This is a genomic window from Peptoanaerobacter stomatis (assembly GCF_000238115.1).
GTDB classification, from domain to species: domain Bacteria; phylum Bacillota; class Clostridia; order Peptostreptococcales; family Filifactoraceae; genus Peptoanaerobacter; species Peptoanaerobacter stomatis.
Genome location: NZ_JH414557.1, coordinates 17,510 through 41,852 on the forward strand (window position 1 = coordinate 17,510; position 24,343 = coordinate 41,852).

Consider the following 24,343-nt stretch of genomic DNA (forward strand, 5'->3'; position numbering starts at 1 on the left):
AAAAACAATGTAAGATATATTTAAAAACATTTTCATAAAAAAAATTTTAAATTAAATTGACAATTTAGATTTTTTTTGTTATTATTGTTAAGGTAAATTTCATATAGAAATTTTTGATATATTACCATTTATTTTTAAATAAAATATATGTTTGTATGACAGATTTTATATTTAATAAATAAATTGGTATATTGTAGTTTTTTTGCGGGTGTAGCTCAGTGGTAGAGCCCCGGTCTTCCAAACCGGTTGCGAGGGTTCGATCCCCTTCACCCGCTCCATTTTTTATAAGATAGATTTTTTATAAAAAACACCATTCACAGCAATGGTGTTTTATTATTGTAAAAATTATGATATAATTTATAAAATAGTTTGAAAGTTGTTCCAACAGATTTTTTATACTAATATCTATTGAAACTATGGTAAATTATATTGTATAAAAATATAAATTATAGCAATTTTTTAAAGTTATATATACTTAATCATTGAGTAAAATTTGCACTGTAAAACGTGTAGAATGAGGCGAACGAATATATATTGAATGAGTGTACTAAAGTTACACAGATGAAAAATATACCGGTCCAATGACGTAAATACATATTTTTATGTCAAATTTCGATAAACTAAAATTAAAATGTGCATCTATAGTTCAAGGGATAGAACGCTCGCCACCGAAGCGAGAGATATGGGTTCGAGTCCTATTAGGTGCACCAAGATATAATGAGGTGAGTTATGAAGGTAGAGTTATTGACATATACACCAAATCCTGATTATGTAGTAGCTATGTCAGCTAAACTATGTTATTCTAAAACGGGAGTGGATAATATAAGAGATAATCTTGATGATGAAAAAGTACAAAAATTTATATCACATTTGACAAGTATAGGACATCAAAGTCCCATAGAGCACGTAAGTTTTACGTTTGCGATAGAAGGTATAAGCAGAGTATGTACGCATCAATTAGTAAGGCATAGGATAGCAAGTTACTCTCAACAGTCTCAAAGATATGTTAAATTAGAGCAATTTGAGTATATAATTCCGCCACAAATAGCTGAAAATGAAAAATCAAGAAAAATTTTCATAAAAGCTATGGAGGATGATCAAAAAGCATATGATAAAATAGTTGATGAACTCATTGAAGGCAATATTGAGCATTTCATAAAAGAAGGGTATAGTGAAAAACAAGCTAAATCAATGGCAGAAAAAAAATCTATAGAAGATGCGAGATATGTTTTTCCAAATGCGTGTGAGACTAAAATTGTAGTCACTATGAATGCGAGAACTCTCATGAACTTTTTTGAACATAGGATATGTGAAAGAGCTCAATGGGAAATAAAGGAAATGGCATATCTTATGCTTGAAGAAGTTAAAAAAACCGCTCCTAATCTGTTTAAAAATGCAGGTCCTTCCTGTATTTCGAGAAATAAGTGTAAAGAGGGTGCTATGAGTTGTAGACATCCAGAAATACCGAAAACAAGGATGGAAGAAATGGATAGGAAGATAAAAGATAATCTTTAATATTGAACAATAGGTGTGGAAATAAAATGAACTATATAATTGGCAAAAATCCGGTAATAGAAGCTATAAAAAATGATAGAGAAATAGATACAATATATATAAAATCAGGTGAAAAAGAAGAAAGACTTAAATATATAATATCTATAGCAAAAGATAAGAAGATATTGGTAAAAGAAGTCGATAAGAAAAAATTGGATATGATGAGTGAAAATGCAAATCATCAAGGAGTTTTGGCACTTATAAGCGAATATAAATATTATGAGTTTGATAATTTACTTGAAGATATAAAAAATAATAGAGAAAAAGGCAAAAAAAATCTCATACTTATACTTGATAGAATAGAAGATGTTCATAATCTCGGTGCGATAGTTCGTTCAGCTTATTGTGCTTCTGCAGATGCAATAATAATACAAAACAGACGTTCGGCGCAGATAAATCAAACAGTTGAAAAGACCTCAGCAGGAGCAACATCATATATGAAGATATGTAGAGTATCCAACTTAAATGATGTAATTCAAAAATTAAAAAATTCAGGTATATGGATATACTCACTTGATATGGGAGAGACTCCATATTTTGATACGGATCTTAGCGGAGATGTAGCACTTATAGTAGGGAATGAAGGCAAAGGTATAAGCACACTTGTTAAAAGAAATAGCGATATGATAATATCAATACCTATAACAGGAAAAATAGATTCACTTAATGCAAGTGTATCAGCATCAATAGCTATGTTTGAGGTTGTAAAGCAGAGAATGAGGAAGAAATGAAAAGATTAAAAAAAATCCTCATAGTTGACGGATATAACGTCATAAATGCTTGGGAGGACTTAAAAAAATTATCAGAAGAAAATCTTGAATATGCAAGAGAAAAATTAAATTATGTAATAAGTGAATATGCACAATTTAAAGGCTATAAAACCATAATAGTTTATGATGCGTATAAAGTCAAAGATTCTGTTACAAGATATGAGAAAATAAAAAATCTTGAAATAGTTTTTACAAAAGAAAAAGAAACAGCAGACACATATATAGAAAGATATATAACTGAGTTAGGCCCCAAAAAATTTTTGGATATTACAGTTGCAACAGACGATATAGCAGAGCAACAGGTAGTGTCAGGTAAAGGTGGAAACAGAATTTCTACAAGACAATTATATATAGAAGTAAATAATGCACAAGTAAAAATACAGGAAAAAATACAAAAAACAGTGAAAAATAAAAGAAATACATTAGATGATTTTTTAGATAAAGAAATGATAGAAAAACTAAATGATATGAGAAAAAAAGATTTATAAAAGTAAAAAGGAGAATAAATGTTTGTAGATATAGCAAAGATAACCATAAAAGCCGGAGATGGCGGTAACGGTTGTGTAGCTTTCAGAAGAGAGATATATGTACCGGATGGAGGTCCGGCAGGCGGAGATGGTGGTAACGGAGGCAATATAATTTTCAAAGCTGATAATAATCTTAGAACTCTGCTTGATTTCAAATACAAGAAAAAATATGAAGCTGAAAACGGACAAGATGGAAAAGGCTCAAATATGTATGGGAAAAACGGAGAAGATTTAATAATAAAAGTGCCTGTTGGAACAGTTATAAGAGACACAGACACCAATCTTGTAATAGCAGATCTTAGAAAAAATGGACAGGAAGTTATTGTTGCCCATGGAGGTCATGGCGGAAAAGGAAATTCACACTTTAAAACTTCTGTAAGACAAGCACCGTCATTTGCAAAATCTGGAACCAAAGGACAACAATTTGAAGTAAATCTTGAGCTTAAGCTTTTGGCGGATGTAGGGCTTATAGGTTTTCCAAATGTCGGCAAATCTACATTTTTATCTATAGTTACAAAGGCAACACCTAAAATAGCAAACTATCATTTTACAACACTTACACCCAATCTTGGAGTAGCAAGTTTGAAAAATGGCGACTCATTTGTTATAGCGGATATACCCGGTCTTATAGAAGGAGCATCACAAGGAGTAGGGCTTGGTTTCGATTTTTTAAGACATGTGCAAAGAACAAAGATACTTATACACATAATTGATATAAGTGGTTGCGAGGGCAGAGAACCATTAGAAGATTTTGAAAAAATAAATAAAGAATTAAAAGAGTTTGATGAAAAACTTAGTTGTAAAAAACAAATAGTAGTGGCAAATAAAATGGATTTATTATTTGACCACAGTATATATGAAGAATTTAAAAATGAAATAGAATCAAGAGGATACAAAGTATTTGCCATGTCAACAGCAACTGTACAAGGTGTAGAGAATATATTGAACTATTGCTCACAATTGTTATCACAAATAGAAGAAGAAGAGATATTTGATGAAGAAGAGTACTACACAGATGAAAAAGCTGTGAAAAAATCAACTGATGATATAAAAATTACAAAAGAAAAAGGCATATATAAAATAGAGGGCGATAAATTGGAAAGATTGTTGTACTCTGTCAATTTCAATGATTTGGAATCAATGAGACATTTTCAAAGTGTATTGGAAAATACAGGCATATTCGACATGCTTAGAAAAGATGGAATACAAGACGGAGATACAGTATCTATTTATGGATTTGAATTTGAGTTTTATGATTAGAGAAGATTTTTGATAAAAATCAATATGCTAATTTTAAAAATCAATAGAGCAATGGATATTTTTGCTTTAAAAAATTTATTGGCCAATTAAAATTAAGTATACTTACAATAAAAAACTTATATAAATTTTATTCATTGATTAAACAGGTATTAGCATAAACAATAAAAAATTTATTATATTAAAAAGAGCTTTTGCCATTATTTGTAATTTTGCAACAGCTCTTTTTTTACTATTTTTCGAAATATTCTTTTAAATTATATGGTGAAAATATTCCTTTATCAGTTACAACACCATTACAAAGTTTAGGCGGAACTATATCAAATGCAGGATAATATGCTTTTACTTTGTCTTTGACAATTTTTACGCCCATGGATTGCATTACAAGATTTTCATCTCTATATTCTATTTTTACAGAATCAATAGTTTTATGCGAAAAATTTGGAGAGCCTGTAACAAAATACGGTATTTGTAAATAATCTGCTGCTATTGCTATTTGAAATGTACCTATTTTATTCACTATATGCCCGTCTACTGTTATTACATCAGCAGCAGATGTGAATAAATCTACATTTTTTTCTTTCATTATAAAAGCAGGCATATTATCCGTTATTACAGCAACGTCAAATCCCATATCGCTAACTACGCTTGCTGTAAGCCTTGCACCTTGAAAATATGGTCTTGTTTCAGCGCATATAACTTTTATATTATTATTTAGGGCTTTACATTCGTTTAATAGAGTCCCTATGATTGTTTCAGCAAAACATTGTGTAAGAATAGTTCCGTTTTTAGGAATTAAAGATGCAAGATATTTTCCTGTGTTTATGTATTTAAGATAGTTATTGTTTATATAATTAAATGCGATAATTCTAAGTTCTTCTACTAAATCAAGTCCATTTATGCCGTTATTTAATAAATTTTTTGCTTTTTCAAGTGAATTGTTGGTGATTAGTTCCATTTTTGAAGATGTTGTAGGTCTTGCATGAGATAATTTATAGGCTGCATCTGTTAGAGTAGCTATTATTTTGTCTTTTTTTTCATCTTTTACTTGATATGCTGCAAGTGCCATTCCCATAGCAGCAGCCGTATATGGTCCACCACTTTGCGTAACCATATCTGCTATTGCTTTTGCTACTTCTAAATAAGTTGTACAAACCACATATTCTATATTTATAGGGTAAATTCTTCTGTCCAATATGCGAACTTTTCCGTCTTCATACCAAGCAACATTTTCGTATTTCAGTATAAATCCCATGCCATCGTCGGCTCTTTGCATTATAAATCATTCCTTTTATATATTCTTTTTAAAAGTGGGCAATTATTTTTTTAATTTTGGTTTTATAGTAAAATCTATTTAAATTAAGATATGTTCAGATTGATTTTCGAATATAATTGCTAATACTTTTATAAATATCTACTTTTAATTTTATAACAGTATTAAATATGATTATTCTCTGCTGTTGTAATCCAACCAATTATTTTGAGCTTTTTGTTTCATATAAACAGGAGTAGTTGCGCACCTGAATAATTTTGAATAATATTTTGCAGCGTCTTCATATAAGTCCAATTTTCTGCAAGTTTCTGACAATATATTGTAAAGCACATGTGTTTTGAGTCCGAAATATTCAAAATCTTCAGATTCAAATGCCTCTTCAAATTGAAGTTTTGTTGCAAGGAGATATTTGTGCTCGTTTTGTATATCACATTTTTCTCTATATAACCATGATGTTTTAAGATTTTGAACACCTTTTAAAGTATGAGGCTCGTCTATTATATCGGCTATCAATAAAGCTAATCTTGATATTCTTATTGCATCGTCTATATTTCGTTCTTCACAGTAATGAGAGTAGTCTTTTACATTTGAAAAATAGTTCATAAGTTTATGAATATCTTCTTCATATAACGTGTTGTTTAATTTATCACCAAACGCCATTCCACATATAGGGCATACATTCATTTCGTATAAATATGGAGAAGTATCTTTATATATTCTATGCCCGTCTGTTTCAGATTCTAATATCCTAAGTCTGCTTGATATAGGCTTTTTAGTCATAAATTCCGTATGGCAGTTAGGGCAGGTAATCCCTTTATCGAAAAGTTTCTTAGGTTTTTTCATAATAACAAAACAAGTCCCTTTCTTAATTAAAATATAATTATTCAACTGAAATTTTATATAATATGTTTTTTATGAAAATTGTATAAACATTAAAGTAATATGCACAAATTTAGATATAATTATAAGACTATGATACTATATTTTTTTTAATATTTCAATCTTGATTTTTTTCTATGAGTTCCAATATATTTTCCCATTGTTCGTACAAATCTTTTAGTGTTTGCTCTTTATGTGATTTTTGTTTGGTAAATTCTACTGATTTTTCCGGATTGGAGTATACTTCTTCTTTGCACAGCTCTAAATCTATATAATTTATTTCTTCTTCTATTTTGTGTATGCTCTCCAATATGTTTTTTTCTTCATTTTTTAATTTTCTTTTTTCTATTTCTTGTTCTTTATTTTTCTTCTTTTGTAGTTTTAGTTGTGTTTTTGTTATTGTGTCTTCTTTTTCTAAAAGAAATTGATTATACTGATCCAATTCATTTTTTTTGTCGATCATATAATCATAATTACCAAGATATTCTACAAATTCTCCGTTTTTTAATTCAAATATTCTATCGGGTACTTTATTCAGAAAATATCTGTCGTGTGAAATCACAAGAACTGTTCCGTTATATGCACAAATTGCATCTTCCAATACTTCTTTTGATGCTATATCAAGGTGATTTGTAGGTTCGTCCATAAACAAGAAATTTGATTTTGAAAGCATTAATTTCAGAAGTGATACTCTTGATTTTTCTCCACCGCTTAAGTCAGATATTTTTTTGAAAACATCATCTCCTGTGAATAAAAAACCGGCTAAATAGTTTCTTATTTGTACTTCTTTTAGATTAGGGTAGTTATTCCATATTTCTTCTAATATTGTATTGTTCATATTAAGGTCTGAACGCTCTTGATTGAAATATTCGGTATTTACATTGACACCATATTTTATTTCGCCTGTATCTTGATTTTCAAGTCCTAATAAGATATTGAAAAATGTGGTTTTGCCTGTACCGTTTGCTCCTATTATTGCTATTTTTTCGCTTGAATATATATCCATGTTGACATTTTTGAACAGATTTCTTGTATCGTATGATTTTGATAAATTATTTATATGAAGTACATCTTTTCCTGATTTTACACTGCATTCAAACATTATGTTTGATTTATAATTTTCTTTTGTGGGCTTTTGTATGATTTCCATTTTTTCTAAGGCTTTTTCTCTTGATCTTGCTCTTTTGACTTGTTTTTCTCTGCCGAATGCCTTTAATTTGTCAATTATTTCTTTTTGTCTTTTTATTTCGGCTTGATTGAGTTCATAGTTTTTTATTTCTAATTCTTCATCTTTTTCTTTTTCTATAACATAATTTTCATAATTGTAGTTATAAATTTTAGATGTGTGATTTGACATATCTATTGTCTTTGTGGTAAGTGTATTTAAAAAATATCTGTCATGAGAAATTATGAGAGTAGTACCGTCATAATTTTTCAAAAAGGTTTCAAGCCAAGTTATCGAGTCCATATCAAGATGATTTGTGGGCTCATCCAGAAGTAATATGGACGGTTTTTTTAGAAGTATTTTTGCAAGTAAAAGTCTTGATTTTTCGCCACCTGACAATAAATCTATCTTTTTATCCAAATCGTTTATATCAAAACCTAATCCTATAAGTACACCTTTGGCTTTGGAATTATAGGAGTATCCATCATTTTCTACGAATTGTTCTGTTTTTTTTGCATACTCTTTCATAAGCTTTTGAGATTTTTCTTCGTCCATATGATGCTCGGCTATGTCATGCTCAAGCCTTCTTATTTCATCTTCTAATTTTATTAAATCTTCAAAAACTGAAAGTGTTTCTTGTATCAATGTTTTATCACTTACTATGTTTACATTTTGGCTCATATATCCAAGGGAAGAATCTTTGGCTATGAATATATCGCCTGAATCTTTCGGTTCTATGCCTGCAATTATATTGAATAATGTGGTCTTACCTGCACCGTTTGCACCGACTATTGCAACTTTTTCACGTTCATTTATTGCAAAACTCACATTATCAAATATCAAATCTATACCATAAGTTTTTCGTAAATTGCTTACGCTCAAACTAATCATCAATTTACCTCTTCTTGCCGTTGATTTTTAAAAATATGTTTTTATGTTCTAAAAATAAGCATTTTTTATTTTATATTGAAACTTATTTAAAATAAAGTGTAGCACTAAAATATAAAAAATACGGATACTTTTAATTAAATACATTCAATTCAACATTTTTATTATATACCGTTTAATTAAATATCGGATATAAGAATGAATATTTTTTGTTTTATAGCATTATACTATTAGAAATAGATATTTTTTAATACAATTATCAATAAAAATATTATGATAATATTTCTAATTTTACAACAGACGTATCTATAGTTTTAACACCTACTTTATCAAATACTATACTGTATTTTCCGCCTGTTTTTCCAACTATCATACCTTTTCCGAATGTTTTATGTGATACTTTTGTTCCAATTTTTATGTCTTGAGGTTCATCTTTTTTATGCTCATTCATAATTTTATATTTTTCTATATATTTTTGATGAAGTGAATATGCTTGTTTGCTATCTTCATCTACATAATACTCTTTTTTCTCATTTATAACCAAATCTTTATCTATTTCGGATATGAATCTTGAGGAAAGGTTACAGTTAGTTTTGCCATATAAAAGTCTTGATTTAGCTCTTGTTATAAATAATTTTTCTTTTGCTCTTGTGATTGCAACATAACAAAGTCTTCGCTCTTCTTCCAGTTTTGATTCATCTAATACAGATCTCGATGACGGAAATATATTTTCTTCTGCCGCCACTATAAATACAACAGGAAATTCAAGACCTTTTGCACTGTGTATAGTCATAAGTGTAGCATAATTGCTCTTTTTATCATCTTCATCCATATCTGTTGAAAGAGTTGCATTTTGAAGAAAATCTGATAAAGATTTGTCTTCGCTTGTTCTTTCGAATTCTTGTATAACAGATTTTAATTCATTTATATTTTCAAGTCTTGACTGTGATTCCGGCGTTTTTTCTTCTATAAGGCTGTTTTCGTAATTTGTGGAAGATATTACTTTTTCAAGTAATTCACTGACAGGTAGTATCTTTGCAAAGGCTTTTAATGCACCTATCATAACGGCAAATTTTTTTATTGATTCCTGTGCTTTGCCGGCACCTATTATTTGAGATATATATTCTATGGAATCGAGCATACTTATAGAGTGTTCTCTTGCATATTGTTCGAGTTTTTCTACGGTTTTTGCACCGATACCCCTTTTTGGAACATTTATAATTCTTTTTAATGATACATCATCGTTTTTGTTGTCAATTAGTCTTAAGTATGCGAGTATATCTTTTATTTCCATTCTGTCATAGAACTTTATGCCTCCAAAAATTTTGTAAGGTATCTTATATTTCATAAATGCTTCTTCATATTTTCTTGAAAGTGCGTTTGCTCTGTATAATACGGCGAAATCACTGTATTTGTATCCTTGCTCTGTCAATTTTCTTATGTTTTGTGCAACATACAGGCTTTCATCATTTTCACTTGTGGCCTCATATATCGTAATTTTATCTCCATTATCCGATGATGTCCATATCCTCTTATCTTTTCTGCCTTCGTTGTTTTTTATAACTGTACCTGCTGCATTTATTATGTTTGAGGTTGAACGATAGTTTTGCTCCAATTTTATTTGGATTACATTTTCAAAATCTTTTTCAAATTCCAATATATTTCTTATATCTGCGCCTCTCCAACCGTAGATTGATTGATCATCGTCTCCGACAACACAGATATTTTTGTGTTTTTGTGAGAGCATTTTTATGAGCAGATATTGGGAGTAGTTTGTATCTTGATACTCGTCTACCATTATATATTCAAATTTATCTTGATATTTTTCCAAAACTTCTTTATGCAATTTAAATAGTCTTATACAGTTGTATATAAGATCATCAAAGTCCATAGCATTGTTTTTTTTGAGTTCTTCTTGATAAAGTCTGTATACTCTTGCTATTTTACTATTTCTATAATCAGATGTCGCTTCAGCTTCGTAATCATCTACCGAAACCATAGAATCTTTTGCTCTTGAAATTTCACTTGCAACTGATGCTATATTGAGAGTTTCTTTGTCATATCCGAGAATATCCATACAATTTTTTATAAGCACTTGTTTGTCTTGTGTGTCATATATTGTAAAATTATTTTCGTATAGAATATGTGAAGCTTCATATCTCAATATTCTTGTACAAAAAGCGTGAAATGTACTTATCCATACTCTTTTTGAATCTATACCTATGAGGTCTTCAACTCTGCTTTGCATTTCTTTTGCAGCTTTATTTGTGAAAGTTATTGCGAGTATATTATATGGATTTACATTTTTTTCTTCTATCAAGTATGCTATTTTGTTTGTAATTACTCTTGTCTTTCCTGAGCCTGCACCTGCTAATATCAACAGTGCACCGTCTGTAGTAATAACTGCTTGTTTTTGTTTTTCATTGAGTTTATCTAATTCCATTAATATCTTTCCTTGTAATTTATTTTTATATAATATTAATAAATTTGATTGTTATATTTTATTTTTTTCACGTATTTTTTTGAAAAATCTGGTCAATATTTTTGAACTTATAGTTTTTTTAAATGAATAGTCCAATTTGTAAGGATATACAAGCTCATCTTTTATAATTGGGATTTTGGATATAACAGAGCCCATAGTTTCGTCTGTTGCACCTATATACAGTTTTTTTATACGGCTTTGTATTATTGCACCTATGCACATAAGACAAGGCTCTAATGTAACATACATTTCACAATCGTCCAATATAAAACTTCCTTTGTTTTTAGAGGCTTGTTCTATTGCTATTAATTCAGCATGTCTTGTAACGCATTGTTCGATATTTTTTGTATTATATGCCTGTGCTATAATCTTGTTATTTCTTATTATTACACAACCGACAGGAACTTCATTTTTATAATAAGCTTTTACAGCATTTTTAAGTGCAAGTCTCATAAAATAAGGATTATAATTGTCCATATCAATCTCTCTTTATAAGTTTTTTATAAATCGGTAAACTAATTTAGGTATCTGTAAAAAAATGTATTAGCTGTTATTTATAAAATGTGTTTATAAATTCAAAAAAATATAAAAAATTATTTATTGTAAGTCAAAAAATTAATTAATAATTTTCGTATAAGATAAAAATATAATCATTGAAATTATAACAGATTTAAAAAAATATAGCAAGTTGCATAAATTTGTAAATAAATTAATATTTTGATTAAATATTATTTAAACTAAAATATATTTGATGGGATAATATCATTAGTATTAATATAAAATAAAAATGGCTGTTTTAACAATGCAACGCATTTATTAAAAAGCCATTTTTATTTGAATATTGAATAAAATCGTATTATATAATTAATTTTGTTCAATTATTATAAAAAGTGATTTATTTTTTATAGTAAACAGTTATTAATTAAATGTTTTATAAAACAAATCAATTTATAATTTCAACAGATTAAAATCTGAATTTTGATACTTCTTCTTGTAAATCTGTTGCTATTGTTGCAAGATTTTCACTTGCTTTTGATATATCATGAATTGATTCTGTTTGCGAATCTACCGATGCGGCAGCTTGCTCAGTTGTAGCTGCATTTTCCTCTGCTATTGCAGATAAGTTTTCCACTACTCTTATAACATTTTTATTTTCTTGTTCTATTTTCTTTGATGAAGCATTTATATTTTCTACTATCTTTTTGCTGTTTTCTACAGCTGTTGATATTTCTTCAAATTTTTTGCCTGTTTCGTTTACTTTTTCTTCTTGCTTGTTTGACATATCTGTTGCTGATTGCATCATTGATACTGCACTTTCTGATTTTACTTTTAATTCATCTATTACTTTTCTTATTTCTTCTGTGAAACCTGCTGATTGTTCTGCCAATTTTCTTATTTCTTCAGCTACTACTGCAAAGCCTTTACCTGCTTCTCCCGCTCTTGCTGCTTCTATTGCTGCATTAAGTGCAAGAAGATTTGTCTGATCTGATATTGATTGTATCATTTCTGATGCTGTTGATATTTTTTCCGTACTCTTATTAGTATCCAATATTACATCGCTTACTTTTGATTGTATATTTTTGTTATCTTCAGATATATCTATAAGTTCTTTAAGAACTTCATTACCTTCTTCTTTTTTAGCATATATTATATTTGTAGATTCTGAAAGATCTTTTAATATCTCAAGCATTTCGCTTAATAAAGAATTTGAAAGCTCTACACTTTGTGCGGCACTTTGTGTATCTTGTGCTTGTGATGTGGCACCTTCTGCTATATTTCCGACTGCACTTGCCACTTCTTGAGACGAGTCTGATGTGCTTTGTGATGTAGCTGTCAACTCTTCTGCTGTAGCTGCTACATTTTGCGTATTTGAAGATATGGAAGTTATAAGACTCTTCAAATTTTCTACCATAAGATCAATGGCTCTTAACATGGATCCTATTTCATCATTATTATTTTTATATTCTTTTACTTTTTCAGCGTCTTCTGATATATCAAGATTATATTTTGCCATTTTACCTATAGCTGATTGTACAGCTGCAAGCGGTGTACCTACCATTTTTTTGATAGCCATATATACTACGACTATTATTATTAAAATCATAATTATGCTTATAATTATTGTCAAATACATATTTTGTGTAGCATAAGATGTAAAATCGCTGAGTGAATTTGTGGAGCCATATGTCCAATTTTCGTCTATGCCTTTGATTCTTATAGGTATATACATAACTTTTGACATATCTCCTGTCAAAGAAGATTTCTTATTAACTACAGTTTCATTATAGTTATTTACATTTTCTATTGCAGTTCTTGTAGTTTCATCATTTTCCGCCGCATTTTTGCCGAGTAAGCCTTTATCATATGAGTTGGCTACTATTGTTCCGTTACTTGCCAATATAGTTTTGACATTAACTTTAGATACACCTTCTATCTTTTCTATTCTTTCTTGAAAAGTGTCCAAATCCAAATCGGCTGAAACCACTCCAACTACATTTCCGTTATGCTCTATAGGTATGGATATACTTGTTATAAGTTTGCCGTCAGAGTTATAGGGAGGGATAAGCACGGTTTTTTTATTTTGCATAGCTTTTGTATACCAATCCTCATTTGCAGGAACTACAGATGTCATTGTAACTGTGTTTCCTGATAGATCTGCATATGGTACGAATCTTCCTGTGGGATTGTCTGAAGTTTTATTTTGTTCATCTTTTCCGTCAAAAGCATTCGGTTCGAAAAATACTCCTATAGCGTCTATATCCTGATTGTCAAGAGCTATTTTTTCCAAACTTTTTATTATGAAATCTCTTTTTCTTTCTTCTACAGGACTTTCTAAAATCTGTTCAACTACTATGTCGATATCTCTTGCACTTTGATACATACTGTCAAACATCTTTTCAATTTCTAAAGCGAGTTTACGAGTCTTTTCGAGTTCTATTGATTCATTGGATTTAAGGGCATATCTGTAATTGCTTACAGAGTCATATACAGTTTTCGCACCCAATATAATAATCAGTACGGCAACTATAATAAAACTCAGTTTAAATCCGATACCTAAACTTTTTTTGCTAATCTCCATGTTGTCATTTTTCGACTTTTTTAAAAACATGATAATTACACCTCTTTAAAATATAATTTATATAATATATTAGCTTTTAATAAAGCAATATTTATAACAAAATAATATTCTTTTATAAAAAAAGAGATAGAAAACAATTTTTAATATAGTATTTTATAATATTTTATGAAAATAACAGACTTATGTTGATATATTTTATATTAACACATTATGATTGTTTTTTCAATGCAAAATATAATTATAATGTATTATATAATTCGTTTTTACTATTTATAGAAATTATTTAATATATATCCCATATTATTATTAAAATTACAGTTATAAAATATCATTATTAATATACTAATTATATTTTATGTAAATTTTTTGACTTATAATTTATAATAATACTAAAATCTCATAGAATAATGGGGAATAATAATAATTAATTTTTCAATAAATTATTTATATTGATGTTATATCATTATGTAAGTTATCTATAATTTTATTAGAAAACAGTATGAATATTATTACAAATTATAAAATCTTTAAGCTTTATATAATTTGTGATTTTAAAGTAACATGGATTTTTAAGTGCATAATTATAATACAATTTTAATTGGTCTTTAGTATTAAATATAAATTTTAGAAAAAAATTTCTTGACAAATAAAAAAAAATATATAAAATAATTTATATAAAAAATTTTATGTATTTATAAATTAAAGGAGAAAGAATATGTTTGAACAAGTACAAGAGATAATAGCAGAAGTTTTGGGAACTGATAAAGAAAATATAAAATTGGAGAGCAATCTGACAGATGATTTGAATGCTGATTCTCTTGATGCGTTGGATATAGCTACTCAAATAGAAGACAAGTTATCTGCTAAGATACCTGATGAAGAGTTTACAAAATTTCAAACAGTAAAAGATATAGTTGACTATCTTGAAAATAACAAATAATTGAATTAAAAAAGTATAAAATGATTAGTGGGGTGTAAAAAGATTAAATTATTTTTTATTCTGCTAATCATTTTTATTTATCATTAAAATAGAATTTTTGTTTAAGTTTATAAATATGATGAATATTCATTAAAAAAATATATAGGTATTAATATGAATTTTTAAATAATTAAAAAAAGATATATCTATAACTTATTTTTTTTTAAAATGATTATATCTTATGAGTATAAATTTTTATATGAATGGAGTTGTTATGAAATTTGAAAATATAGGAAGTAAATTGCTTTCATTTGCCAAGAGTTCTACTATCACTTGCAGTCATTGTAAAAAAGAGGTTAAAAAAAGTGCTGTAGAGAAATCAAACTATATTTGTCCTAATTGTAATTTGTATTTTAAAATGCCTGCGGTCAGCAGAATAAAGAGTATATTGGATTCGTATGATGTCATATCTAAAAATCCTGATATATACGATCCTATAAATTTTCCTAATTATAAGGAAAAACAGCTTGATATGAGGAAAAAAACTGACTCTATGGAGGCGGTTTTAAGTGCGGTAGGTAATATAAAAGACGAAAGAGTTGTGGTATGTGTTATGGATCCTAATTATTTTATGGGATCTATGGGAAGTTATGTTGGTGAAGAAATAAGCAGAACCTTTATATATGCAAAGGAAAATAATTTACCTGTTGTGGTATTCAGTGCATCAGGTGGAGCAAGAATGCAAGAAGGAATATATTCTCTTATGCAGATGGCTAAGACGACAATGGCTGTGAATGAGCATAGCGAGGCGAAATTATTATATATATCTTGTATGACAAATCCTACAACAGGGGGAGTAATTGCAAGTTTTGCATCCATTGCTGATATAATAATATCAGAACCTCATGCGCATCTTGGTTTTGCAGGACCGAGGGTAATAAAACAAACTATAAGACAAGATTTACCGGAAGGATTTCAAAGCGCAGAATTTTTATTAGAGCATGGATTTTTGGATGATATAGTTCCAAGAGAAAATCTCAAGGAATATATATATACGCTTATAAGATTGCATAAGAATGTCAGAACAATCAATTAATAGAGTTTAATTTTTGCAATTTAAATTAGATATAAGTTTTATAAAAAGGTTTGATTTTTAGGAGATTAAGATGGAACAAATGGGATATATTGACAACTCATATGCTTATAATACGGTGTGTAGAGCAAGAGATAAGGAAAGACCAAAGGCTCATGAGTTTGCAGAAAATATTATAAAAAAACAAATTATTTTGCATGGAGACAGATTTTTCGCAGATGATCCTTGTGTTTTTGGAGGAATAGGATTATTTCACAGAATACCTGTTACTTTTATAGGTATGAGAAAGAGCAAAGAAATATCTGAAAATATAAAATTTAATTTCGGGATGCCAAATCCTGAAGGGTATAGAAAAGCAATAAGGCTTATGGAGCAAGCTGAAAAGTTTTCAAGACCTGTTATAACTTTCATTGATACACCTGGAGCATATCCCGGAATAGGAGCTGAGGAAAGAGGCCAAGGAGAAGCTATAGCATCGTGTATTGCTTGTATGAGTAGGCTTACAGTACCTACTATTGCAGTATTTACAGGAGAAGGCGGAAGTGGAGGAGCTTTGGCTTTTGCTGTAGCAAATAAGGTTATAATGATGGAAAACAGCATATATTCTGTGCTTTCTCCGGAAGGTTTTGCTACTATATTATGGAAAGATGCAAGCAGAGCGAAAGAGGCGGCGAGCATTATGAAACTTACAGCTAAAGAATTATTTGATTTTGGTGTGGCGGATGACATAGTAAAAGAAGATGATTGGAACAGTGAAGAGGCTAAGAAAAGGAATTTTTTAAGATTAGATAGAACAATACAATATCATCTGCTTAAATTAATGGATATGAGCAGAGAAAATGTGTTAAAATCAAAAAAAGAAAAATTTTTCAGCATGGGAGAGATAAATGGGGTTAGAAATTAAGAAAACATCATCATATCTACCTGAGAAAATAGTAGAAAACTCAGAATTTGAAAAATATCTTGATACTTCTGACGAGTGGATAAGTTCGAGGACAGGTATAAAGGTAAGACATTTTGCAAAGAATGAAACAACATCGTATATGATTTCAAAGGTATGCGAAGGCTTTGAACTTACTGAAGAGGAAAGACATAAAATTAAAGCGGTTATAGTTTCAAGCTTAACTCCTGACAGCCTTATGCCTAATATGGCTTGTCATGTGCAAAATTTTCTCGGTTTAAATGAAGATATTTTTGCAACTGATATAAATATGGCTTGTAGCGGATTTGCAGGCGGAGTTACTCTTATAGAAGGTATTTTGCAAGATGGAGATTATGGAATAGTCATAGGAGCAGAAAAATTATCGGGTATAATAAATTTAAATGACAGAAATACTGCTGTACTTTTTGGAGATGGTGCAGGCGGTGTTTTAGTTAAAAAAAATAATGATGTAAGTGCTTGTGATTTTGGTGCAAGTTATTCAGCAGACGCATTAAAGTTGAGAGATTTTAGGGAATCTGAAAATTATGTAAGTATGGATGGTAAAAAGGTATACAGATTTGCAGTAGATGTAATTACTAAAAGTATAGAGAACGTACTTGCAAAGTTAAATAAAAAACCTGAAGATATAACTTATTTTATATCTCATCAGGCAAATGAAAAAATATTAAAGTCAGCTTGTAGAAAATGGAGTGTTCCTATTGATAAATTTCCTATGAATTTGCAAAGTGTAGGGAATACTTCATCAGCAAGTATACCTCTTATATTAGACGAAGTTAATAAAAAAGGTATGCTAAAAAAAGGTGATGAGGTAATATTTTGTGGATTCGGAGGCGGTCTCACGTGGGTTTCTTATTATGTTAAGTGGTAGTTGGAGGAATGTATGATAAATAAATTATTGGGAATTAAATATCCTATACTTCAAGGCGGTATGGCAAATATATCTACCGGAAGTTTCGCCGCTGTTGTTTCTAATTCAGGTGCATTGGGAGTAATAGCGTCAGGCGGAATGGACAAGGATACTTTAAGAGAAGAAATAAGGGTATGTAAAAGCAAGACAGATGGTGTATTCGGAGTAAACCTTATGCTTTTACATCCACAAATAGATGAACTTGCAAATATTGTAATTGAAGAGAAAGTACCGGTAGTTACTACAGGAGCAGGAAACCCGTCAAAATATATAGAGAATTGGAAAAAAGAGGGGATTAAGGTAATTCCTGTAGTTCCTAATTCTACACTTGCAAGGAGAGTTGAGCAATATGGTGCGGACGCTGTAATAGCAGAAGGGTGCGAAAGCGGTGGACATATCGGACCTATGACAACTATGACGATAGTGAATGAGGTTGTTCAGGAAATAAAAATACCTGTTATAGCTGCCGGCGGTATATGTAACGGTAAACAAATGGTAGCATCTGAGATATTAGGAGCTCAAGGTATGCAAATGGGAACAGTTTTTTTTGGCAACAAAAGAATGTCCTATACATGAAAATTATAGAAATGCAGTATTGAAAGCATCAAGCAATAATATTACCGTTACAGGATATAGCATAGGTATGCCTGTAAGACTTATAAAAAATGATATGTCGAGAAAATATTTGGCTATGGAGAGAAAAGGTGAAGATAAAATGGAGCTTGAAAAATTCACTTTGGGCTCAATGAAAAAGGCGGTATTAGACGGGGATACAAGCAACGGTTCAGTTATGGCAGGTTTGGTTGTGGGGCAGATAAACAAAATAAGTACAGTTGAAGAAACTATAGAAAGACTTATGTCTGAATATTATAGTGAATGGGAGAAAATAGGTGAAAAGTATAAAACTAAAAGAGATGAAAATAGGTAAGTTTTCCTTAAAGTATCCTATAATTCAAGGAGGTATGGGTATAGGAATTTCACTTGGAAATCTTGCAGGCAGTGTTGCAAGAGAAGGTGGAGTTGGAGTAATATCAATGGTTGATATAGGATATGAAGAAAAAGACTTTTATACAAACACGATAGAAGCGAACAAGAGAGCTTTTAGAAAAGAGTTGCAAAAAGCCAGAGAGCTTGCAAAAGGTAGCGGTATTATAGCTGTAAATATAATGAGAGCTATAAATAATTTCGAAGAATATGTGAAAGTTGCAGCCGAAGAAAAGATAGACGCAATAATAGTAGGTGCAGGATTACCTATAAACCTTCCTGAACTTGTAAAAGGAAGCAATGTTATGATAGCACCGATAGTATCAAGTGCAAGAGCTTTGAGACTTATAATAACAAAATGGAAAAACAGCTATCAAAGACTTCCTGATTTTATAGTTGTGGAAGGTCCGAGAGCAGGAGGACATTTAGGATTTTCAAAAGAAGAAGTTGAAGATGAACAGCTCAGTATACAAAATATAACTAAGCAAGTGTTTGAATATTTGAAAAGTAATGAGAGTATAATCGGAAAGATACCATTTTTTTCAGCAGGAGGAATAAATTCTCCGGAAGATGTAAATGAGATTATAAGTCTCGGTGCAGATGGTGTACAGGCTGCAACACCGTTTATACTTACTAATGAATGTGATGCGTCAGATGACTACAAAAAAGTTATTCAGCAAAGCACCAAAGATGATCTAAAAATTATGAAATCTCCTGTAGGTCTTATAGGCAGAGCGGTAAATACACCGTTTTTACAAAGGATAAACTTTGGAAGATTGGCACCCGCAAAATGTATAAATTGCATTCAAGCTTGCAATCCTAAAACTACTATATATTGTATAACGGAAGCACTTATAAATGCAGTAAAAGGAGATTATGAAAACGGACTTTTCTTTTGTGGTGCAAATGCCGGAAACGGTAGAGAAATAAAGAGTGTAAAAGAAGTACTTGAAGAGCTTGTTAGCAAATTAAAATAGGGTGATAATTTATGAAAATATGTTTTTTATATGGTGGACAAGGTAGTCAAAAAATGGGTATGGGTAAAGATTTTTATGATAATTATCCTATATTCAAAGATTTTTATGAAAGTATAAACTTGCACTTTGATTTAAAGGAGTATTCATTTGAAAAATCAGATGAAGAAATAGCTCAAACACAATATACACAACCTATAATGGTAGCTTTTCAAATAGGTATTACTAAGATATTGAATGAGAAGAATATATTTCCGTCAATAGTAGGAGGCCTTAGTATAGGAGAATACAGCGCATTTTATGCAAGTAATATTTTAACTGATAAAGATGCTATGAAAATAGCTGAAAAAAGAGGTCTTGCTATGGCACAAAACAGCAAGATGAAATGTAAAATGATGGCTATAATAGGAGCAGATGAAACACTTGTAAGAAATACTTGCGAAGAAATAAGCGAAAAAGGTGAGTATCCTGTAGAAATATCAAACCTTAATTGTCCTGGACAAATAGTTATAGCAGGAGAAGAAAATGCAGTAGATGAAGTAGTATCTGTATTAAAAGAAAATGGCGTCAGAAAGGCACTTGCACTTAAAGTCAGCAATGCTTTTCATACTTCTTATATGCAAAGTGCATCAGAAGAATTGGAACATATATTCAAAGATATAAAATTCAGTAAACCTATAATACCTGTAGGTTTAAATTTAGACGCAAGTATATATTCTCAAGATATATATGATGAAGATAAATGTAAACAGATAATGGTAAAACAAGTAAAAAATACCGTACATTTTGGAAAAGAATTAGAAAATATCATAAAACAGGACATAGATGTATTTGTTGAAATAGGATTTTCTTCAGTTATAAAAGGTTTTATGAAAAAAGTAGATCCAAGTAAAAAAGTATATGAAATATATTCTGTGGAAACACTTGAAAACTTTGTCAAGGATATGGAGAGTTTATAATTTTATACTGATTTCTAATAGAATAATAGATAATTTATATAATAAAAGTTTATAAATATGTTCTATTTTATTAAATTTACAAAACACTATTTTTTACTGTTATATTGTATTTTAGTATAAAAATATATTTAACAGTTTTTAATAAAAATAAAAAATAGAAAATAGAAACTATTTTTTATCGAAATAATTAAATTATATAGATTTTAATAAATAAAAATTTTGGAGATATAAATGGATAATAAATCAGCAATAATAACCGGAGCAAGTAGAGGTATCGGAAAAGCAATAGCCATTCAACTGGCAAAAGACGGCTATAATGTAGCTATATCATATCAAAATAGTGGAGAAAGTGCAAAAGAAGTACAAAAAGAATGTGAAGAATTCGGTGTAAAAGCCATAATTGTAAAAGGTGATTTATCACTTGAAAAAGACTGTGAAAATCTTATAAATGCAGCTATGTCTGAGTTTGGCAGAGTAGATATTCTTGTGAATAATGCCGGCATTACTAAGGATAATTTAATATTAAAGATGAATTTAGAAGATTTTATGCAGGTAATACAGACTAATTTGGTATCAGCATTTAATTGTAGCAGATTTGTCTCTAAGATAATGGTTAAACAGAGAAGCGGAAAAATAATAAATATATCGAGTGTAAGCGGACTTTACGGAAATGCAGGGCAAGCAAACTATTCATCGGCAAAAGCAGGTCTTATAGGCCTTACAAAAACGTTGGCAAAGGAGTTATCTAAAAGAAATATATCGGTAAATGCCATAGCACCCGGTTTTATAAATACAGATATGGTTGGAAAATTTCCGAAAGAATTTATTGATGAAGCATCTAAGAAAATTCCTCTTGGAAAAATAGGAAATACACAAGATATTGCAAAGACAGTTTCATTTTTAGCTGATTCTGATTATATAACAGGTCAAGTTATAGTTGTAGATGGAGGTTTAAGTTTAGGATGAGAAGATATGTAGCAGTAACGGGAATGGGAGGCGTTACGCCTATAGGCAATACTCTTACAGATATTTGGAATAACATAAAAAATTCCTATTGCGGAATAGATTATATAAAACAATTCGATACTTCAAATCAGATAGTGAAAATAGCCGGTGAAGTGAAAAACTTAAAGATAGAAGAATATTTAGACAGAAAAGCTATAAGAAGAATGGACAGAGTAAATCAATTCGGAGTTATAGCGGCTAAAATGGCATTAGAAGACAGTGGACTTGATTTGAATGAAATAGACAGAGATAAAATAGGCACAATAATATCATCAGGTATAGGCGGTTTGGATACGATACAAAAAGAAGTTGAAAAAGGTGTAAAAAAAGGATATGACAATATATCTCCATTTTTTGTGCCTATGTCAATAGTGAATATGACTTCAGCATATATAGCAATAGAATTAGGATTAAACGGAATGTGTAATTGCCCTGTAACGGCTTGTGCGGGAGGTACTATGGCTATTGGAGAAGCTATGAGACTTATACGCCACGGATATTTGGATTATGCTTTTGCAGGTGGTAGCGAGTCTTGTATAATACCGCTTGGGACAGGCGGATTTACAGCTATGAAAGCTCTTAATCTTCACAATGACATATCAAGAGCAAGTATACCTTTTGACAAAGAAAGAGACGGATTTGTAATGGGTGAAGGTGCCGGAATATTAGTTTTGGAAGATTTGGAACACGCAAGGAAAAGAAACGCCAAAATATATGCGATAATGGACGGATATGGTGCAACTTGTGATGCAGAGCATATAACGTCACCTAATCCTGAAGGAATATTTGCACAAAAAGCTATGGAAAATGCGGTATCGGATGCTGAAAATGTAGACAAATCACAAATAGTATATATAAATGCACATGGGACATCAACAAAACTTAATGATATGTGTGAAACAAAGGCTATAAAAAATGCGTTCGGCAAAATAGCTTATGATATGTATGTAAGTTCTACAAAATCTATGACAGGACATTTATTAGGAGCAAGCGGTGCGGTTGAGGCGATATTTACAATACTTGCTATGAACAATGATTTTATACCGCCTACTTTGAATTATAAAGTGCCTGATGAAGAATGTGATTTAAACATAGTGCCAAATGTAGGTGTTAAAGCACAGATAGATTATGCTCTCAGCAATTCATTCGGATTTGGAGGACATAACGGCTCTATACTTATGAGAAAAGAAAATACTTTAATATAATTTAAAATTCAGATTATTAATAATTCCTAAATAAACATATAATAAAATGCTGAATGGAATATATTTTATTATAGACACTTTTGACTGCACCGGAGTTTACAACTATCTTAATCAAACACGTTCATATGCATTTTTTATGTTTCGGCATTATGTGTTATTTTAAATAGGTTTTAATATAACAGTATAAAACTGTAAAGGAGCAATTTAATGCTTGATATAAATGAAATAAAAAAAATAATACCTCACAGATATCCTTTTTTGCTAATAGACAAGATATTGGATTACAAAGAAGGGGAATTTGCAATAGGAGAAAAAGCGATTACAGCTAATGAAGAATTTTTTAACGGACATTTTCCAAATTATCCTGTAATGCCCGGAGTTTTGATATTAGAATCTATGGCTCAAACAGGAGCTGTAGCTATATTATCAAAAGAAGAAAACAAGGGGAAAATTGCATTGTTTGCTGGGGCTGACAAAGTCAGATTTAAAAGAGAAGTTAAGCCGGGAGATATATTAAGGTTGGAATGTGAGCTTACCGAACAAAGAGGAGTATTCGGTATAGGAAAGGCAAAAGCTATAGTGAATGATAAAGTTGTTTGTACAGCTGAGCTTAAATTTGTAATAAATTAAGATATAAAGTAATTGACCATAATTGAACAATTTTTAATACCAATCTCAAATACTTTGATTTTCATGTATTAAATCAGTATTTTTTAAACAGGTTTGTTTAAGGCGGTTATTCAATTAAACATAAATGTTTTTTTAATACAATATTTAAATATATTTTTCTTGCAAAATAATTTGAGAATATTTTAATTCAAATAGTGCTTATAATATTTAGACTTTTAAAAAAGTATATTGCAACTAAATTTTATTTGATAAGACAAGTATTTAAGATTGGTATTATATTAATCCGAGGTATTAATTTTTAGAAAGAGGATTGAAATGCAAACGGTAGAAGAACTATTTAATGAAATTTATGACAAATTCAAGATAAATTTTTATAAAATAATATTCAAGAAATTTGAAAAAAGAAATCCAAGTTTAAGTTTGATGGAAGTTTTTTGCGTGGATATTATTTATGCGTTAAATAGACCTACTATATCTCAACTTACAGAGTTTATGGGAGCATCACAGCCTAACACGGCTTATAGAATAACATCACTTGTAAAAAAAGGCTATGTAAGAAAAATACAATCTGAAGACGATAAAAGGGAATATTATCTTGAACTTACTGACAAATACTATAAATATAATGATATAAAAAAAAGATATGTAGATTTGGTAATAAATAGGCTTAAAGAAAAATTGACAGCCGAAGAAATGAATACGTTTCAAGGAATTTTGAAACAGATTACAAGCGAGCTTATGCCGGAAGTCACATATATTAGACAAGAAAAAAATCAAAAAGACGATAATACAAGCATGATAGCATAAAAAAAATCACAGCTGCTCTTTTTATATAAGAGAAGTTGTGATT

Annotated in this window: 20 protein-coding genes, 2 tRNA genes and 1 pseudogene; 17 read left to right on the forward strand and 6 right to left on the reverse strand. The window is 29.8% G+C overall.

The genetic code is table 11. The features are described from left to right. The first annotated feature begins 204 nt into the window (after positions 1-204). From HMPREF9629_RS07785 to obgE, 6 genes are all read left to right on the forward strand, one after another. Positions 205-278, forward strand: a tRNA-Gly gene (locus tag HMPREF9629_RS07785). A gap of 357 nt (positions 279-635) precedes the next feature. Then, positions 636-710, forward strand: a tRNA-Arg gene (locus HMPREF9629_RS07790). 19 nt (positions 711-729) lie between these two features. Further along, a complete protein-coding gene (thyX, locus tag HMPREF9629_RS07795; RefSeq protein ID WP_009525843.1) occupies positions 730-1,515 on the forward strand; it encodes an FAD-dependent thymidylate synthase in 786 nt (261 codons plus the stop codon). 26 nt (positions 1,516-1,541) lie between these two features. Further along, complete coding sequence (gene rlmB / locus HMPREF9629_RS07800) at positions 1,542-2,285, forward strand: 23S rRNA (guanosine(2251)-2'-O)-methyltransferase RlmB (RefSeq protein ID WP_009525844.1); 744 nt, start codon at positions 1,542-1,544, stop codon at positions 2,283-2,285. Continuing rightward, complete coding sequence (locus tag HMPREF9629_RS07805; RefSeq protein ID WP_009525845.1) at positions 2,282-2,812, forward strand: NYN domain-containing protein; 531 nt, start codon at positions 2,282-2,284, stop codon at positions 2,810-2,812. Before rlmB ends, HMPREF9629_RS07805 begins: the two co-directional genes overlap by 4 nt. A gap of 18 nt (positions 2,813-2,830) precedes the next feature. After that, the gene (obgE, locus tag HMPREF9629_RS07810) at positions 2,831-4,111 is read left to right on the forward strand and encodes a GTPase ObgE (protein ID WP_009525846.1); all 1,281 of its coding nucleotides are present in this window, start codon (positions 2,831-2,833) and stop codon (positions 4,109-4,111) included. 229 nt (positions 4,112-4,340) lie between these two features. Here the strand turns inward: obgE and HMPREF9629_RS07815 are convergent, their stop codons facing one another. The 6 genes from HMPREF9629_RS07815 to HMPREF9629_RS07840 form a co-directional block, all read right to left on the reverse strand. After that, a complete protein-coding gene (locus HMPREF9629_RS07815) occupies positions 4,341-5,384 on the reverse strand; it encodes a s-methyl-5-thioribose-1-phosphate isomerase (RefSeq protein ID WP_009525847.1) in 1,044 nt (347 codons plus the stop codon). Positions 5,385-5,555: 171 nt separating this feature from the next. Then, entirely contained in the window at positions 5,556-6,224 is a 669-nt protein-coding gene (locus tag HMPREF9629_RS07820; RefSeq protein WP_009525848.1) for a DUF2225 domain-containing protein, read from the reverse strand. Between the two features lie 154 nt (positions 6,225-6,378). Further along, positions 6,379-8,316, reverse strand: a complete 1,938-nt coding sequence (locus tag HMPREF9629_RS07825) for an ABC-F family ATP-binding cassette domain-containing protein (RefSeq protein ID WP_009525849.1) — start codon at positions 8,314-8,316, stop codon at positions 6,379-6,381. Positions 8,317-8,584: 268 nt separating this feature from the next. Then, complete coding sequence (locus HMPREF9629_RS07830) at positions 8,585-10,756, reverse strand: ATP-dependent helicase (RefSeq protein WP_009525850.1); 2,172 nt, start codon at positions 10,754-10,756, stop codon at positions 8,585-8,587. A gap of 51 nt (positions 10,757-10,807) precedes the next feature. Next, positions 10,808-11,272 carry a nucleoside deaminase gene (locus HMPREF9629_RS07835; RefSeq protein WP_009525851.1) on the reverse strand — a complete coding sequence of 155 codons (465 nt, stop codon included), beginning with the start codon at positions 11,270-11,272 and terminating at the stop codon, positions 10,808-10,810. A gap of 487 nt (positions 11,273-11,759) precedes the next feature. Next, positions 11,760-13,904 (reverse strand): methyl-accepting chemotaxis protein, encoded by a 2,145-nt coding sequence (locus HMPREF9629_RS07840; protein WP_009525852.1) that lies wholly within the window; start codon positions 13,902-13,904, stop codon positions 11,760-11,762. A 685-nt stretch (positions 13,905-14,589) separates the two neighbouring features. Here HMPREF9629_RS07840 and HMPREF9629_RS07845 point away from each other — a divergent pair. From HMPREF9629_RS07845 to HMPREF9629_RS07895, 11 genes and pseudogenes are all read left to right on the forward strand, one after another. Continuing rightward, positions 14,590-14,814, forward strand: a complete 225-nt coding sequence (locus tag HMPREF9629_RS07845; RefSeq protein WP_009525853.1) for an acyl carrier protein — start codon at positions 14,590-14,592, stop codon at positions 14,812-14,814. Positions 14,815-15,067: 253 nt separating this feature from the next. After that, on the forward strand, positions 15,068-15,889 hold the full coding sequence (locus HMPREF9629_RS07850) for an acetyl-CoA carboxylase carboxyltransferase subunit beta (protein WP_009525854.1): 822 nt from the start codon (positions 15,068-15,070) through the stop codon (positions 15,887-15,889). Between the two features lie 70 nt (positions 15,890-15,959). Further along, positions 15,960-16,790 carry a carboxyltransferase subunit alpha gene (accA, locus tag HMPREF9629_RS07855; RefSeq protein WP_009525855.1) on the forward strand — a complete coding sequence of 277 codons (831 nt, stop codon included), beginning with the start codon at positions 15,960-15,962 and terminating at the stop codon, positions 16,788-16,790. Further along, complete coding sequence (locus tag HMPREF9629_RS07860; RefSeq protein WP_009525856.1) at positions 16,774-17,697, forward strand: beta-ketoacyl-ACP synthase 3; 924 nt, start codon at positions 16,774-16,776, stop codon at positions 17,695-17,697. Before accA ends, HMPREF9629_RS07860 begins: the two co-directional genes overlap by 17 nt. 12 nt (positions 17,698-17,709) lie before the next feature. Next, positions 17,710-18,664: pseudogene (locus HMPREF9629_RS12680) on the forward strand (nitronate monooxygenase). After that, on the forward strand, positions 18,627-19,697 hold the full coding sequence (locus HMPREF9629_RS07870) for an NAD(P)H-dependent flavin oxidoreductase (protein ID WP_009525859.1): 1,071 nt from the start codon (positions 18,627-18,629) through the stop codon (positions 19,695-19,697). Before HMPREF9629_RS12680 ends, HMPREF9629_RS07870 begins: the two are co-directional and overlap by 38 nt. Before the next feature lie 11 nt (positions 19,698-19,708). Then, positions 19,709-20,653 carry an ACP S-malonyltransferase gene (locus tag HMPREF9629_RS07875; protein WP_009525860.1) on the forward strand — a complete coding sequence of 315 codons (945 nt, stop codon included), beginning with the start codon at positions 19,709-19,711 and terminating at the stop codon, positions 20,651-20,653. A 231-nt stretch (positions 20,654-20,884) separates the two neighbouring features. After that, entirely contained in the window at positions 20,885-21,619 is a 735-nt protein-coding gene (gene fabG / locus HMPREF9629_RS07880; RefSeq protein WP_009525861.1) for a 3-oxoacyl-[acyl-carrier-protein] reductase, read from the forward strand. Further along, entirely contained in the window at positions 21,616-22,863 is a 1,248-nt protein-coding gene (gene fabF / locus HMPREF9629_RS07885; protein WP_009525862.1) for a beta-ketoacyl-ACP synthase II, read from the forward strand. Before fabG ends, fabF begins: the two co-directional genes overlap by 4 nt. Positions 22,864-23,070: 207 nt before the next feature. Further along, positions 23,071-23,493, forward strand: a complete 423-nt coding sequence (gene fabZ / locus HMPREF9629_RS07890; RefSeq protein ID WP_009525863.1) for a 3-hydroxyacyl-ACP dehydratase FabZ — start codon at positions 23,071-23,073, stop codon at positions 23,491-23,493. A 315-nt stretch (positions 23,494-23,808) separates the two neighbouring features. After that, positions 23,809-24,300 carry a MarR family winged helix-turn-helix transcriptional regulator gene (locus HMPREF9629_RS07895; protein ID WP_009525864.1) on the forward strand — a complete coding sequence of 164 codons (492 nt, stop codon included), beginning with the start codon at positions 23,809-23,811 and terminating at the stop codon, positions 24,298-24,300. Positions 24,301-24,343 lie beyond the last annotated feature (43 nt).

Bases quoted from the DNA above. Each gene is read 5' to 3' on its own strand.
- HMPREF9629_RS07835 (WP_009525851.1), bottom strand. From the start codon at position 11,272: ATGGACAATTATAATCCTTATTTTATGAGACTTGCACTTAAAAATGCT.
- fabZ (WP_009525863.1), top strand. From the start codon at position 23,071: ATGCTTGATATAAATGAAATAAAAAAAATAATACCTCACAGATATCCT.
- HMPREF9629_RS07805 (WP_009525845.1), top strand. From the start codon at position 2,282: ATGAAAAGATTAAAAAAAATCCTCATAGTTGACGGATATAACGTCATA.
- HMPREF9629_RS07845 (WP_009525853.1), top strand. From the start codon at position 14,590: ATGTTTGAACAAGTACAAGAGATAATAGCAGAAGTTTTGGGAACTGAT.
- fabG (WP_009525861.1), top strand. From the start codon at position 20,885: ATGGATAATAAATCAGCAATAATAACCGGAGCAAGTAGAGGTATCGGA.
- HMPREF9629_RS07815 (WP_009525847.1), bottom strand. From the start codon at position 5,384: ATGCAAAGAGCCGACGATGGCATGGGATTTATACTGAAATACGAAAAT.
- thyX (WP_009525843.1), top strand. From the start codon at position 730: ATGAAGGTAGAGTTATTGACATATACACCAAATCCTGATTATGTAGTA.
- HMPREF9629_RS07875 (WP_009525860.1), top strand. From the start codon at position 19,709: ATGAAAATATGTTTTTTATATGGTGGACAAGGTAGTCAAAAAATGGGT.
- HMPREF9629_RS07820 (WP_009525848.1), bottom strand. From the start codon at position 6,224: ATGAAAAAACCTAAGAAACTTTTCGATAAAGGGATTACCTGCCCTAAC.
- HMPREF9629_RS07895 (WP_009525864.1), top strand. From the start codon at position 23,809: ATGCAAACGGTAGAAGAACTATTTAATGAAATTTATGACAAATTCAAG.
- accA (WP_009525855.1), top strand. From the start codon at position 15,960: ATGGAACAAATGGGATATATTGACAACTCATATGCTTATAATACGGTG.
- obgE (WP_009525846.1), top strand. From the start codon at position 2,831: ATGTTTGTAGATATAGCAAAGATAACCATAAAAGCCGGAGATGGCGGT.
- rlmB (WP_009525844.1), top strand. From the start codon at position 1,542: ATGAACTATATAATTGGCAAAAATCCGGTAATAGAAGCTATAAAAAAT.
- HMPREF9629_RS07825 (WP_009525849.1), bottom strand. From the start codon at position 8,316: ATGATTAGTTTGAGCGTAAGCAATTTACGAAAAACTTATGGTATAGAT.
- HMPREF9629_RS07850 (WP_009525854.1), top strand. From the start codon at position 15,068: ATGAAATTTGAAAATATAGGAAGTAAATTGCTTTCATTTGCCAAGAGT.
- HMPREF9629_RS07840 (WP_009525852.1), bottom strand. From the start codon at position 13,904: ATGTTTTTAAAAAAGTCGAAAAATGACAACATGGAGATTAGCAAAAAA.
- HMPREF9629_RS07860 (WP_009525856.1), top strand. From the start codon at position 16,774: ATGGGGTTAGAAATTAAGAAAACATCATCATATCTACCTGAGAAAATA.
- HMPREF9629_RS07830 (WP_009525850.1), bottom strand. From the start codon at position 10,756: ATGGAATTAGATAAACTCAATGAAAAACAAAAACAAGCAGTTATTACT.
- fabF (WP_009525862.1), top strand. From the start codon at position 21,616: ATGAGAAGATATGTAGCAGTAACGGGAATGGGAGGCGTTACGCCTATA.